Genomic DNA, 13,374 nt, shown 5'->3' on the forward strand with positions numbered 1-13,374 from the left:
GAAGTAGAGACGATGCCCTCGCAACAGTCCGAACCACCCGACGACAGACTCGCGCGACTACGCGGACCACGCCCGCCTCAGCCGTACACCGCCCGCAAGATCACCGCCCTGACCGCCAACCCCGCCTGCGCTCGCCGCGCCGTCCTCGACGCTGCCGGTGTGGACAAGGCGCTCCTCGCCCAGCGGGTGGGATACGAGCCGCGCTTCGGCCAGTCGCCCTTCGCCCTCGCGCGAGAGCAGGCGTTCCACAGCCTCGTGAAGTGGGGCGGGCACGCCGAGCTCATCCGGCTGCTGCGCGAGGAGCTCTCCGTTCCCGTGGCGGAGGCTCATGTCGAAGACCTCAACGAGGTGGGAGGCAATGCCTCCCTGCCCGTACGCGAGCGGGAGACCCGCCGCCTCATCGCGCACGTGGCCTCCGGCCAGGACGTACGGCTGATCCTCGACAGCCCCGTAGTCACTCTCGAAGTCGCCGGGCAGACGGCGTACTTGGAGCCGGACGCGCTCACCCACCGCATCGGTGGCAAGTTCTACGTCGTCCTGATCCGCTCGTTCGCGGCGATCGACGGACAGGCCAACCCGACGGCCGTCGCCGAGACGGCCAAGCAGGCCGCCGTGTACGTCCTGGCCCTGCGCCGCATCTTCGAAGACGCTGGCCTGCCCCCCGAACAACTCGCCCACGAGTTCCTGCTCGTCTGCCCGAAGGACTTCTCCAACCGGCCCTACGGACGTCTGATCGACCTCCGGCAAGAACTGGACGCCCTCCAGTTCCAGCTCTCGCGACTGCGTCGCGCCGAGGACCTCGCGGAGCAGCTCCCTGCGACCGCAACCCTGGACACGGACCGGGACACGGACGAACTCGCCTCATCCATAGAAACGCTGGACGCCTCGTACACCCCCACCTGTCTCTCCTTCTGTGAGATGGCGCGCTACTGCCGCGACGAGGCCGACGCCTGTGCCGCGCCGGCCCGTCTGGGCAGCGGCGTCCGCAACGACCTGCCGGGTATCGACTCCACCCGCGCCGCGCTCGACTACCTGGACGGTGTCGCCGCCCCGGGAGAGGCCGAGGCGGAAGCCGCCGAACTCCTGCGCGCCGCCGACCGGCTGCGCCGACTCCGCCAGGGGGCCGCATGAGTGCGCTGTCCACCGTCGCCGCGCTCACGGCGTCTCGCACCGGCCGCGCCGAGCCGTTGGCGACGGTCCGCCACCAACACCTGGATCAGCGGCCGTTCGTCCTGGTACCGCTCACGCTCGCCGGAGAGGCATGCGCCCCGCTGGCCGCGCTCGCGGGCACGGACCCGGACAATCCGACGCTGCTGACAGTTCGTCAGCCTCGTGACCGTGCCGAGCGTTTCCGGTTCGCCGCACGTCTCGCCGCGCTGCTGCTCACGTACATCGACGAATGCCGGACGGAATCGGAGCCGTACACCGTCGGCCGCGGCAAGGACAAGGAGGAACGCCGTCGCTTCCTGCGGGCCCCGCAGCTCCTCGTGCCGAACGGCGAGGGCATCGCATACGTCCGCCTCCTCGGCCGTCTGACCAGACTGCGTGCCACGGAGGGACCGTACGCGGTCGATCCGTCCGTGCCCACGCTCGGCAAGTGGCTCACCTGGTTCACGGACCTGGCCGAGTTCCCTGACTCCAGTGCGCTCCTCGCGATGACCCGAATGCTCGCAGCGCACTGGGTCACGGGCCAGAGCCCCTCGGAGGACTCTCACCTCCCGTCCCTGCTCGCCTGGATCGACCCGCCGGACGGCAGCGACGGGGCACGCGCGGCGCGGGACGCGGAGGACCCCACGGTGTGGCCGCCCGCCGGCCCGTCCACGGACCCGGTCTTCGACCGGACCCTCCACGAGGTGATGACGCGCTACGACGAGGCGTCCGACGAGCGTGGCCGTGAAGCGATCGGCCGCCAGATCGACAGTGAGCTGCGCGGCCAGATGCTGCCCACCTGGCAGCTGATGTGGCGCGGTGTGGAACTGCTCCGGAACCTGCCGGAGGGCGGCCACGTCCCCGACCGCTGGGCCTTCGACCGGCGCCTGTTCTCCGACTACGCCGAGTACCTGGACGCGGACGGCCGTCCGCAGGCCCGCCGCGACCACGCCGTCGGCGCCGCCCGCCGACTGGCCCGGCTGGAAGACGCCGTCACCCGCTACGAGGCACAACGTGCTTTCGACGACCCGCTGGTGATGGCGGAGTATGAACTGACCGGCGAGGCGTTCACGGGAACGGTGACGGCCAGGGACGAGAACCGCTTCATCCCCGGTGCCCGCCCCGGCTCCCAGGTGTGGCGACCGACGATCACTCTCCGCACCGACGATCAGGTCGGCCTGGCGGTGGGCACGGAGGTACGGTCCCCCGCCAGGCCCACCCAGAAAAGCCGCATCCTCGAAGTCCACCAGGAGAACGGCGTCCACATGGTGGTGCTCCAGCTCGAAGGCGGCTTCGCGAACAAGCGCAAGCCGCCGGCGCCGCCCGGCACTCTCGCAGAGGCCGGCGAGGAGCTGACGTACACCGCGCGCTTCCCCGAAGGCATGCCCTCCTCGTTGCCCAGCGAGGAGGACACGCCCTGGACCCACGGCGGTCCGCCGCGGCCGTACGAACCCACCGACGAGGACGCAGAGGAGACCTGGGAGTGACCTCCACTCTTCCCACCACGGGAACCCCTGACGGGCTCACCCCCGGCGAGCGCGCCGACCGGGCGGTCGCCGGGATCCTCTCCAACCTCGACACGGCGCCCGGCCGAGGTGTCGTCGTGGACTCACCGCCCGGCGCCGGAAAGTCCACCCTGGTGGTACGGGCAACCGGGCACCTGACGCAGGCGGGCCACCAGCTCATGATCGTCGCGCAGACCAACGAGCAGGTCGACGACCTGGTGGACCGCCTCGCAAGGGAGCACCCCGGCCTGGCGATCGGCCGCCTGCACGCCAGTAGCCACACCCTTCCACCGCGCGTCACCCGGCACCCCAACATCACGGGAAGCACCCAGGTGACCGACCTGCGCGAGCTGCCCGTCGTGGCGTCCACCGCGAAGAAGTGGTCGTTCGTCAGCCCGGACAAGTGCAAGCCGTGGCGGTGGGCCATCGTCGACGAGGCGTACCAGATGCGCTCGGACGCGCTCCTCGCCACGGCCCCGCTCTTCAGCGAGGCCGACTCGCAGGTCCTCTTCGTCGGCGACCCCGGCCAGCTCGACCCCTTCGCCACCGTGGACGTCGACCGCTGGCACGGCCTGACCTGGGACCCCCTGCGCAACGCGGTCGACGTCACACTCGCCCACAACCCCGATCTCGTACGCCACCAGCTCCCCGTCTCCTGGCGCCTACCAGAGACGGCGGCCGGTCTCGTCGAACAGGCTTTCTACCCCTTCTACCAATTCGTCTCCGGTACGACGGCACCGGAACGCGTGCTGTCGTACGCCAGCCTGCCCCACGGCTCCACCCCACTGGACGACGTCCTCACCCGCGCCGCCGCCTCCGGCTGGGGCCACCTGGAACTCCCCGCCCGCCACACCCTCGACCACGACCCCGAGGTCGCCGAGGCCCTGGCGGCGACGGCGGCCCGGCTGCTGGAGCGCGGTGCGCTGGTCAACGGGGAGCCCCTGACCGAGGCCCGCATCGCGATCGGCGCGGCACGCACCATCCAGGCGGACACGGTCCGCGCCCGCCTCGCCGCCCGCGGCCTGACCGACATCACCGTGGACACCGCGAACCGCCTCCAGGGCCGCGAGTTCGACGTCACCCTGGTCTGGCACCCCCTGTCCGGCCGCCACGACGCCTCCGCCTTCCACCTGGAGACGGGCCGCCTGTGCGTCCTGCTGTCCCGGCACCGGTTCGCATGCATCGTGGTGGCGCGGGCCGGCATCCGGGATCTGCTGGACCGGCATCCGCGGAGTAGTCCCGTGTATCTGGATGTGCCGCCTAAGTTTCCGGATGGGTGGCGGGCGCATCAGGTGGTCATGGGGCGGCTGGAGCAGGGGGAACACAGAACACGTGGCTGACGGGAGCGCTCCCTGCCGTGCCGCAAGTGTTACCGAGAATGCACGACAGCCCTCCGCCGTCGTCAGTGCTGCGATTCCCGCTGTTGTTCAGCGCCTCGTCACATCGTCTTACTCGCTCTCGCTCTCAGCGCGCTCGTGGCCGTGTTCACCGGTGCACTGATGGACTCAGCTCTCCGTCCACAGTCTTTTCATCAGATGCCGCCTGTCGTCGGGTGCCGGAACTCTGCGAAAGACGCCGGGAGATACCCGGTGAATGCAATCGACGCCATACCGGTGCAACAACTGAAGTTCCCGCTCATCGGGCTGAGCAGGGAGCAGTACGGCAAGCCGGTCCACAGGACGCGGACTGTGCGGAGCATAGTCCAACAACTGGGAGAGGGCCTCACGCACGTACGAGTGCCCGGTACGGCTCTTCGCTTCGATCACCTCCACACTGTCAGGTCCCTGTATATAGATGTCACAGAGGCCGACTGGAGAGCGGAAGCGCTCAGCAGCGACGGCGAGCGTGGCGCAGAACTCCATGACCAACGGCTGTTCGTCGCGCCTGTACAGGGTCGTCGCCGCCGCACGCTCGAAGCTGACGAGCGGCGTATGCTGCTGCTCCAATGCAGCCCGCCGAACCGGAGACGGATCGCGGGAAGGCGGCTTCTCGATGCCGAGTTGCTCCAGCACCGTCCTGGTTGTTATGCGCAAACCCTCTATGACAGCCCGGGCTTTATTGCCTTCGAGTACCAACTGGCCTGGGAATCCGTAGTTCTTGGAGTATCCGATCAGTTCAGCTAGTTCCTCGTATGAAACGTCAGCTGGGACGAAGTCCCGCAGGCTGTAAACGGTATGCCAACTCTTACCTCCGGGCGATGGAGGCCAGAGCGTGTCGGCAACCTCGCCGTTGACGAAGATGACGCCGACTTCTCCTACAGCGAGCACCTTCTTCGCCCCAGTGAACAGGGCCACGTCGCCTGTACGAACGCTGAACATGGCCGTGTCATGAGTCGATGTGGCACCCCAAAAGCGGGCCGCGCCCGTTGGATGAAGGCGGCTGAGCTGCTCAAGTTGTCGAGGCGACAGACACCTCGACAACTTCCCCCCGTTAAAGGGCACTTCCTGCTCAAGGGTGTCACGCCAATGCCTACGCGACTCCTTACTTCCGTATGCCGGACACACAAGCACTCGTGCTTCGAAGTCGATGTCCGACACAGAGCCCGCCGCGCCCTGGGCGATGTCAGCCGCATACACGGAGTGATCATAACCGTAAATCAGGTAATCATACTAGCTATCGCGGTCTCCAGCCGTGCTCCTCACTGGGACAATCCCCCATATAGGCGGGCGAGTTGGCTATGACCTTGCCCGTGGATACGGTTCGGGGCGAGCGGCACGTCGCCAATGATGCCCGTACGGGCGCGGCCCAGGAACCCGGTTGCTCTATGGGTCGCTTGGAAGGTGCACGTCACTGCGACTGGGCCATGCTCGACGTCCACACGGGCGGACGACTCCCCCGACGGCCACTCGGACAACCGCTCCCGTCTACTCATCCGCCACCATCACGGTGCGCTCTCCTCCCTCGCTGCCACTCCACCCCGTCACCCTGGCCAGCCCTGTGCACGTGGCGTGTCGTGGAATACCGAGGAGACTTCAAGCTCAGCATGGACGCCTGTTGACTCGGCGAGGGCCAGACCACCTGCCGGGACTGCTGAATACACTGGCTCCTGATCAGCATGCTCGCCGCCACTCGGTCCCGTACCAACGCTCCCGCCCGGCACCCACCTCGCCCTGCCAGCGCCTGAGAACTCCTGCGGCCACCGCAAGCCACCGTGCCGCAGTACCACCGCCCCGCGGGGCCATGACGGAGAAGCCGTGATCAAGGACTGGGCCGACGGTACGGTACGGAATCGGGGGTCACCGCTCGCACGTAACTACTCACCCGCCACCGGCAAGTACACCTCTCACACGTCCGTCACAAACCCCACGAACCGAGACCACTCATCACGGCTGGCGGCGAAGTGAGGGCGCATCACGTCCTTGGAGTCCCGTACGCACACGGCCTGTTCGGTTATGGCGACCTCGACGCAGTCGTCGCCCGAGCTGCCGCTGTAGCTGGACTTGAACCAGGCCAGTTCCGTCGTGCTCATAGCTCTCCTCGGAGTCGCTCCAGCAGACCCCGGGAATCTTTGGGGTTCAGGGCCTGCGAGCGCAGTGTGTCATAGCGCTGACAGAGGAGGCTCACCTCTTTCGGATCAGAGATCAACCGACCGTTCTCCTGCCCTTCGGAGTACGCCAGCCGTTGCCCCTTCGGTGTCTCCAAGAGGCGTACGGGACCATCCATGCAGGCATGGAACTCCGCATCCAGCGGCATTACTTGTAGCGTCACGTTGCGAGGCGCAGTACGTTCCAAGACGTAGTCCAACTGGTGGCGCTGCACGTCACGACCGCCCAGCCTGCGCCGGAATACCGCCTCCTCCACAATGAAGTGGAACGGAACAGTAGGCCGCTCCAGCAGCATCCTCTGCCGATCCAGCCTCGCCGTGATCTGAGCCTCCAACTGCTCGTCGGTCAGTAGCGGAATGCGGTTCTCGAACAGAGCCCGCGCATACCCCTCCGACTGCAGCAACCCCGGCACCAGCCGGCACTCGTACGTGCACAGACTCACCGCCACCCGCTCCAGCCGAGCCCACTGACGGAACCACGCCGCGAGCCCGACGTCCCCGCGCCCCCGTGTCACGTACTTCGACGACTTCCGCAGCGCCCCCGTGTTCCCCAGCGCATCCTCGGACCGCTCCACCAACGCCACGTCGGGCATTCGGCGCCCCAACTCCACCGACTCCACAGTGTGCCTGGAGAAGCTCACCAGGTTCGCGAACTCGGTTCTGCTGTACCCCGCGTGCTCGCGCAATGCCTGCAGGACTGCCCCGAACGTCCGCAGACTGTCCGAGGGATCGGGCTCCCGGTCCGCGTCGCCGCCCGGCATGTCCTCGTCGTCCACCACACCGCCGTCGGTCATCCGCGGCCACCTCCGGTTCCGTACCCGCGCTGTTTCGCCGTCCCACAGCCGACGACACCCAGCGTGACGCATGAACCGTCGTACCGTCCACGGAATGTGTCCGTACGCTGACGCAGCGTACGGACCGTGTATCTGGAATGCGCCCACGCGCACCCGCCACTGTGGGCTCATGAGCGCAAGCACATCCCAACTCTCCGTCACCGCGTACACGTTCACCCAGCTTCTGTCGTCCACCCGCCGCGGCGCCCGTCTCGCCCGTCTCCTCGCCGCCGAGCAGCTCCGCGCATGGCCGGTGCCACCCAGCGTCACCGAGCGCGCCGAGCAGATCGTGGCCGAACTCGCTGCCAACGCCGCCCTGCACGGTCGTGTCAACGGCCGAGACTTCCGGCTCACCGTCGCCCTGGATGCCACGGCCGGCGTGCTCCGTATCGCTGTCACCGACGCTCGGGGCGAGCGCATCCCGTCGCCGCCTGCCGAGTGCGGAACGCCCCTGGACACCGAGTCCGGCCGCGGCTTGCTCCTGGTCATCGCTCTCGCCGACCGCTGGGGCGTCGAGCCGTACCCGCCCGGCGGCAAGACGGTCTGGGCCGAGTGCGTCTGCGAGATCCTTGGCCCGGACCCGCACAGCGGGCGAAGCTGACCACGACGGCTGGGCGCGGTTCACCGGACACACGGCAGGCGGCTGAACACAGCAGTCCGCCATGGCCGATGAGTTCAATGAGTTCAGACCAGACGTCCGGGTGAGCCGCTGAAGGCATGCGCCCGTGTGCCGTCCCTGAGAGGTCCTGCCAATGACCTCGCATTCGATAGCGCGAACCGCAACGGCTCCCGAACCTGAAGATGCAGGAAGTATCGGAGAAACGATCCAGAACTGTCAGCCTGAATGGGAGACTTGGGACCTAACGACCTAAGGAGTTCAAGGCATGACAACAGATGCCCACGACAGACCGGCTCCGGCAGCAGACATACGTGGGCAGCGAGTCCTCGACCTCCTGGACAAGGCAATCGGCGGCCAGAGCCCGCTGGTGTGCAACCGGAGTCGCACTGGCACTGTCGGCAGGCGAGGCTCTGTCATCTCTTGAGCTGAGCGCACTCTTCGCGCTCTCGATCGCCGAAGTCCACGGAGTCCCCATCGACGAGGTCGAGCGCCGCCGAACGATCGTGATGGGAATCATGCTCGGCGGGAGCGGCTCCACCACCATTACCAAGGTCGCCGAACGTACGGGGCAACACTGGGGACGTCAGGTGGTCGCCAAGGTGCCCGTCGAGACGTTGCGTCAGATCAACAAGATCCTGGGGAAGAACTTCATCACGAAGTACGGGACCAAGCAGGGCATCATCGTTCTCGGTCGAGTGGCACCGTTCGGTATCGGCGCTGTGATCGGTGGTGGCGCCAACGCTGCCATTGCCGCTTTGGCTGTGAGGGCCGGTCGTCGTGCATTTGGGCCACCCCCAACGTCGTGGGATGGCTGATGCGCAGCACACCCACAAGGTCCGAGAACTCGACTGGCTGAAATTCGGTGCGCTGAAGGGCGTCGAGAACCGCGCCTCCGCCACCGAGGTCGACTTCGTCAACGTGTAGTCAGGCTCCGTGCCATCTCCACGAGTTACCTCGAACGTCCCGTTCGAGTAGCCGCCAAGGTGCAGGCCCAGACCGGCGGGACGCAGCAGCGGATACGGGAGACATCAGCACAGCCAGGGGGTGCCTGTGGGCGGCGGAGGGTTCAACCGTACGTGTTTGAAGTGCCGCAACTCCATCGAGGTCGACCAGGACGGCCGTGTGGTCGCCCATGACAGGCCGGTAAGCCGATTCCCCTGTCATGCCTCCGGCCAGCTCGCCGCACTCGTGTCGGTCGAGTGGGGGCCCGGACCTCGACGTAGCCAGCGGATTGCGGGCGGGGGCAAAGGACCCAGGCGCGACCGGCGGAAGAGGACCGAGTACCTCAAGCCCCCTGAGTGGTTGCCGAATTATCAGGGTGAGCGTCTGCCGACAATCGGCTTGCCCGCCAAGGGGTGGTTCAGTGTCTGGTTCCCGGCTCACACGATGTGGGAGCACGAGCGGAAACTCTCCGGCTGGGTCGGAAGCGATCGATCGCTGCGCTGGGACGGCCACGAGAAGTGTTGGACGGTTTCCAGCGCTCACTTCCCCCGCGTAAGCCGGGAGTTGCTCCGCCGATATCCGAGCGTCCTCATCGGCCGTGAGTACAACCCGCGTGAAAGATGCAACTCGTCCTGCCAGAACGCCCAGGGCTTTCTGTGTACCTGCTCCTGCCGTGCCAAGTACCACGGCCGTGGGAAATGGCGAAGCGGGTGGAGGACCCTCGGAGAGTTCAGCGGTCTGCGCGCGGGGAGGCCGTGGCACTGGATGGCCGTTTCCGTTGCCGACTGATCGCCTCGGCCCCCGCTCGCGGAGCAAGGCCTGCGAAGGGCCGAGCCCCGCGCCCCGCTCCTACCGACGGCGCGTTCACCGCCTGCGCGACCATCTGGACGGCTCGGAGTCTGGCTCCCGGCCGTCACACGGCAACCACGTGCACGTCCGTCGGCGCGAGAACCGTCAGATAGGCATGGATGTCCCCCGGGTCGCTGGTGAAGATCACCGCACTGCCGTGTCGGGCGGCCGCCAGTGTCACCCAGGCGTCCACCGCGTCCGGCCGCTTCTTCGCCGGCAGGGCCGCCCGCCCCAGGGCAGTGCCGATGCGCCACCAGTCCGCGAGGTCGGGGCCCGTCGCGCAGGCCAGACACTCCGGACGCCCTGCCTTCGTCTCACGCATGGGCGGCTCGGACGTGCGGGCCTGTGGGACCGTGCAGTCCTTGAGGACCCTGGACAAGGCGTGCACCAGCGCCGGCTGAGGGCGCCACACCTGGGCGAGGACCGGGCCGAGTACCAGCGCCCGGTGCGGGACCGTGCGCAGGCCCTCGTGGAGAGCGACCGCCTTCGCCTTGCGGTCTGCAAGTGCGATGAGCATGCCTGTGTCGTAGACCGGCACCCGTGCGCTCATGCGGCGTGCCCCGGACGGCGGCCTTGCCGGTCCCGGCCCTGGACCAGGCGCAGAGCCTCCTCGACCTCGCGGCGTTCCTGTTCCGTCAGTTCCACGGCCGGTTCGGGGGCGGGTTCGGGGGGCAGCGCATCTGCCGCCCGCTCCGCCTGGGCGATGAGTGCGTCCACCTCGACGAACTGTTCCTCTATGGCATCACTCTCGGCCATCTGGCGCGTCGCGGCGTGCACCATGTACGCCGAGACGTCCATACCCGCCCGTTCCGCATGCTGCCTGATGCGTTCGGCCTGGTCCTGCTCCAAGCTGATACTGATTCGCGCCTTTGCCACGAAGGCATCGTAATACGCGTATGACGACTATGCGAGTGCGGTCGAGGGCAATCGGGCGCGCCCCTCTCCTCAGCGCTCGTTTCGTACCACCCCGCAGGTCCGCCGTCCGCCCCGTACGGCGGACTGCGGTCTGGCGGCGATCCGTCAACCCATCCTGGGTGCCAAGGCTCCGATCACCCGCTCGACGTCATCCCGCCAAGCATGCAACTCCGCGTGGGTGGGGGCGAGTTCGTAGCCGTGGTAATGGCAGGCCCGGCTGAGGCCGGCCCAGGCCGCCGACCAGCGGCGAGCCGTGTCGGGGTCAGCGTAGGACTCCAGACACAGAGCCTGGGCGTGGGTCGGGCAGTGGGCGAGGCGTGGCTGGCGGTTGTGCCAGTAGCGGCGCAGGGCCTCTTCGAGGGCGTGGCGCAGCAGCAGGGCGACGGCGCGCGGCCAGACGCCGGTGATGGAGACGGTGGCCGTGCCGAGCAGCCGGTCCGCGCCTGCCAGCAGTTCTTCCGGGGTCGAGGAGGGTGACAAGACCGAGGGGGACGGGGTGGCGGAGGGCCTGGGCCGGCGTGCGGGCGGGACCGGCGCTGCCGGACTGGTCGTGGTCACAGGGCCCGCACCGCCCTCGCCAGGTCCGCCGTACGTCGGATGATCTCCTCCACGTCGCCGACGGGCACGGGTTCGTGGGCACCCTTGTTGCACCACCGGATGTGGTCGGTGGCCTGAGATCCATAGGCCCGGGTGAGGTCGGTCATGGCCTCGCCCACTCGGTCGGCTTCGCCGTAGAGGGCGAGGGAGGCCAGTTCGGTGAGTTTGTGGGCCTTGGCGATGCGCTGCTCGATCTCGGCGTGCGGCAAGCCTGCGCCGAGGAGCCGGCGCCGTGCCGATTCGAGGAAGGCGGCCTCGAGGGCGGTGCGGCACAGGCCGGGAAGGACCCGCGCGACGACGTCGCCGGGGAGGTCGCGGGTCTTGGCGAGGGCCTTCGCGTCGTACAGCGCCTGCTTGACGGGGTCGTCGCCGGAGCGGACGCGCACGGCGGACTGCTCGCGGCGGTCGACGTTGAGGACGGTGGCGGGCAGCCGTAGGTACTTCAGGGCCTGCGGCAGGCGGGTGTCGTGCGTGAAGACGATGACCTGGCGGTGTTCGGCCAGGAGGGCGAGGACGCGGGCGAGGCCGTCGACCTTGGCAGGGTCCATGGACTGGACCGGGTCGTCGATGACCAGGAACCGGAAAGGGTTCTCCGGCAGGAAGGTGCGCGGGAGGAACAGGGACAGGGCGAGGGAGTGCAGTTCGCCCTGGCTCATCACGCCGAGAGCGGGGGCGTCGATGTCGTCGACGGTCACGTCGAGGGCGACCTTGCGCTGGGTTCCGGAGCCGCCGAGGCGGACCGGTCCGAGGGCGACGTTGCTCTGCTGGCGCAGGTTGGACCAGATGCGCTGGGCGTCCTCGGCGATGGGCCGCATTCGCTCGGCGCGGATCTCGTCGTGGGCGGCCCTGAGCCATTTCTGGGCAGCCTTGACACGGGCCAGACGCGGGGCTGCCTGCTCTGCGGCGTGGGCCTTGTCGAGCCAGGCCGCGAGGGCTCGTGCGGCGTCGCGCCATGCGTCGTCCTGGTCGGCAAGGCGCTTGGCGGCCTCCTGACGGGTGACACGTGCGGCGTCGGCCGCGGTCCGCGCGGCGTTTTCGGCGACGGATGCCAGTGCGGCCGGGTCGGAGACGGTACGGCACCGCAGCCAGTCGTCCCAAGCGGCGGCGATCTCGGACGGCAGCCAGTCGGGGGGAGGAGCGGCCAGGTCCCGGACGGCCTGAGCGGCCGAGTGGAGCTCCTTGCGCGCGGCGAGGGCCTGTTCTGCCTCCGCGCGCAGCAGGCGTTCCTGCTCGGCCGCGCCCCGCGCCCAGTCCTCGTCGAGCCGGGCCGCCCCGCCGCATACGGGGCATGCATCCAGGGTCGGGTGGGCGCGGTGGTGGGCCAGAGCGCGAGCGAGGAGTTCCGCGCGCTGCAACGCGTCCTCCGCCGATGTGCCCCGCATGTCCTCGGCGGAGGCGATCGCCTCACGTAGTCGTGCCGCGGCCGAGGCCACCGCCTCGGTGTCGGGTCCGGTCAAGGTGCTGCGGCGGCGGAGGTCGAACAGGAGCGACTCGTCCGCGGTGCCCGTCCCGACGGCCAGTTCAGCCGCGCGTACGAGATCGGGGCGCCGCCCGCCGAGTGCGGCACGGGCAGCGTGGGAGCGCGGGTCGTCGGTGCCCTCCAACAGGGATAGCAAAGCGGGGAGTTCGGCCTTGGCTTCCTTGGCCGGCAGGTCGTACTCGCGGACGAGGTCGCGCAACTGCTTGTCAGCGGCGGCGAGTTGCTCCAGGCCGAGGATCGAGGCGACGGCGTCGTACATCTCGCTGGGCTTACCGCCGATCACCTGCCCGAGTTCGGAGTACGACAGGAAGGGGCGGTAGGTCGCCAGGTCGTCCTGCCAACCAAGGTCCGGGAGAGGAACGGGATCGCGGCCCGGGCGGTCGAGTTCCGCGGCGGAATCTGCGACGTCGTCACCGTGCCAGGTGCGCAGCACCGTGGCGGAGTCAGGATCGCCGTCGATGCGCAACTCCACCGCGATCTGGGGCTCTTGACCGTGGTGAAGATTGCGCCAGCTTCTGCGCCAGATGTCGCTGCGGCCACGCCAGCGGGCGTTGTCGCCGGTCAGGGCGATCTCGACGGCTTCCGCGAAGCTCGACTTGCCGGAGCCGTTGCGGCCGGTGACGAGAGTGAGTCCCGGGCCTGGGGTGAGAGGAAGCCGTGTGGTCCGACCGATGCCGCGAAATCCACTGACCGTGACGGACTGCAGATAGGCGCCCGGCATCCGGCCTCGAACTTCTCCGTCGTCCTGAAAGCCTGCGAGCAGGAGCGCCCGGGTTCCCTCGTCAAGGTTGGATACTGCGAGCCGTTCGGCGATGAGGTGGGCGAGGGTGCCGGGAGCCGCCGGCTGCCCGGCGGGCTGTTCCGCGTGGGACGGGTCCGGGGCTGAGGCGGCGGATGCGGGCATGACGTGAACTCCCGTGCTGGTGACAGATGTTGGGGAG

General features: G+C 68.5%; 12 protein-coding genes. 5 read left to right on the forward strand and 7 right to left on the reverse strand.

What is annotated here, in order from left to right; genetic code table 11:
- Positions 1 to 12 precede the first annotated feature (12 nt).
- From L0P92_RS09795 to L0P92_RS09805, 3 genes are read left to right on the forward strand one after another with little or no spacing between them, the layout of a single operon-like run.
- Positions 13 to 1,131, forward strand: a complete 1,119-nt coding sequence (locus tag L0P92_RS09795) for a hypothetical protein (protein WP_234762140.1) — start codon at positions 13 to 15, stop codon at positions 1,129 to 1,131.
- Positions 1,128 to 2,636: a hypothetical protein gene (locus tag L0P92_RS09800; protein ID WP_234762141.1), complete on the forward strand. Its 1,509-nt coding sequence runs from the start codon at positions 1,128 to 1,130 to the stop codon at positions 2,634 to 2,636. Before L0P92_RS09795 ends, L0P92_RS09800 begins: the two co-directional genes overlap by 4 nt.
- Positions 2,633 to 3,994, forward strand: a complete 1,362-nt coding sequence (locus L0P92_RS09805) for an AAA family ATPase (RefSeq protein ID WP_234762142.1) — start codon at positions 2,633 to 2,635, stop codon at positions 3,992 to 3,994. The genes L0P92_RS09800 and L0P92_RS09805 overlap by 4 nt, the downstream gene beginning before the upstream one ends.
- Positions 3,995 to 4,159: 165 nt before the next feature.
- On the opposite strand, the gene L0P92_RS09810 is transcribed toward L0P92_RS09805, so the two are convergent.
- From L0P92_RS09810 to L0P92_RS09820, 3 genes are all read right to left on the reverse strand, one after another.
- Positions 4,160 to 4,972, reverse strand: coding sequence for a hypothetical protein (locus tag L0P92_RS09810; RefSeq protein WP_234762143.1), 813 nt, complete (start codon positions 4,970 to 4,972; stop codon positions 4,160 to 4,162).
- A 965-nt stretch (positions 4,973 to 5,937) separates the two neighbouring features.
- Positions 5,938 to 6,123, reverse strand: coding sequence for a DUF397 domain-containing protein (locus L0P92_RS09815; protein ID WP_234762144.1), 186 nt, complete (start codon positions 6,121 to 6,123; stop codon positions 5,938 to 5,940).
- Complete coding sequence (locus tag L0P92_RS09820; RefSeq protein ID WP_234762145.1) at positions 6,120 to 6,992, reverse strand: helix-turn-helix domain-containing protein; 873 nt, start codon at positions 6,990 to 6,992, stop codon at positions 6,120 to 6,122. The genes L0P92_RS09815 and L0P92_RS09820 overlap by 4 nt, the downstream gene beginning before the upstream one ends.
- A 169-nt stretch (positions 6,993 to 7,161) precedes the next feature.
- Between L0P92_RS09820 and L0P92_RS09825 the strand changes: the two genes are divergently transcribed.
- Positions 7,162 to 7,632 carry an ATP-binding protein gene (locus L0P92_RS09825; RefSeq protein ID WP_234762146.1) on the forward strand — a complete coding sequence of 157 codons (471 nt, stop codon included), beginning with the start codon at positions 7,162 to 7,164 and terminating at the stop codon, positions 7,630 to 7,632.
- Positions 7,633 to 7,961: 329 nt separating this feature from the next.
- On the forward strand, positions 7,962 to 8,465 hold the full coding sequence (locus L0P92_RS09830) for a hypothetical protein (RefSeq protein ID WP_234762147.1): 504 nt from the start codon (positions 7,962 to 7,964) through the stop codon (positions 8,463 to 8,465).
- Positions 8,466 to 9,505: 1,040 nt separating this feature from the next.
- Here L0P92_RS09830 and L0P92_RS09835 read toward each other — a convergent pair.
- The 4 genes from L0P92_RS09835 to L0P92_RS09850 all read right to left on the reverse strand — a co-directional run bounded on the left by L0P92_RS09835 (position 9,506) and on the right by L0P92_RS09850 (position 13,337).
- Positions 9,506 to 9,958 (reverse strand): hypothetical protein, encoded by a 453-nt coding sequence (locus L0P92_RS09835; protein ID WP_234762148.1) that lies wholly within the window; start codon positions 9,956 to 9,958, stop codon positions 9,506 to 9,508.
- Between the two features lie 29 nt (positions 9,959 to 9,987).
- Positions 9,988 to 10,317 carry a plasmid mobilization protein gene (locus tag L0P92_RS09840; protein WP_234762149.1) on the reverse strand — a complete coding sequence of 110 codons (330 nt, stop codon included), beginning with the start codon at positions 10,315 to 10,317 and terminating at the stop codon, positions 9,988 to 9,990.
- 144 nt (positions 10,318 to 10,461) lie between these two features.
- A complete protein-coding gene (locus L0P92_RS09845) occupies positions 10,462 to 10,836 on the reverse strand; it encodes a hypothetical protein (RefSeq protein WP_234762150.1) in 375 nt (124 codons plus the stop codon).
- Positions 10,837 to 10,910: 74 nt separating this feature from the next.
- Positions 10,911 to 13,337 carry an AAA family ATPase gene (locus L0P92_RS09850; RefSeq protein WP_234762151.1) on the reverse strand — a complete coding sequence of 809 codons (2,427 nt, stop codon included), beginning with the start codon at positions 13,335 to 13,337 and terminating at the stop codon, positions 10,911 to 10,913.
- Positions 13,338 to 13,374 lie beyond the last annotated feature (37 nt).

This window comes from Streptomyces muensis (assembly GCF_021474425.1).
GTDB lineage: Bacteria > Actinomycetota > Actinomycetes > Streptomycetales > Streptomycetaceae > Streptomyces > Streptomyces muensis.

Bases quoted from the DNA above. Each gene is read 5' to 3' on its own strand.
- L0P92_RS09825 (WP_234762146.1), top strand. From the start codon at position 7,162: ATGAGCGCAAGCACATCCCAACTCTCCGTCACCGCGTACACGTTCACC.
- L0P92_RS09815 (WP_234762144.1), bottom strand. From the start codon at position 6,123: ATGAGCACGACGGAACTGGCCTGGTTCAAGTCCAGCTACAGCGGCAGC.
- L0P92_RS09810 (WP_234762143.1), bottom strand. From the start codon at position 4,972: ATGTTCAGCGTTCGTACAGGCGACGTGGCCCTGTTCACTGGGGCGAAG.
- L0P92_RS09850 (WP_234762151.1), bottom strand. From the start codon at position 13,337: ATGCCCGCATCCGCCGCCTCAGCCCCGGACCCGTCCCACGCGGAACAG.
- L0P92_RS09820 (WP_234762145.1), bottom strand. From the start codon at position 6,992: ATGACCGACGGCGGTGTGGTGGACGACGAGGACATGCCGGGCGGCGAC.
- L0P92_RS09800 (WP_234762141.1), top strand. From the start codon at position 1,128: ATGAGTGCGCTGTCCACCGTCGCCGCGCTCACGGCGTCTCGCACCGGC.
- L0P92_RS09795 (WP_234762140.1), top strand. From the start codon at position 13: ATGCCCTCGCAACAGTCCGAACCACCCGACGACAGACTCGCGCGACTA.
- L0P92_RS09835 (WP_234762148.1), bottom strand. From the start codon at position 9,958: ATGCTCATCGCACTTGCAGACCGCAAGGCGAAGGCGGTCGCTCTCCAC.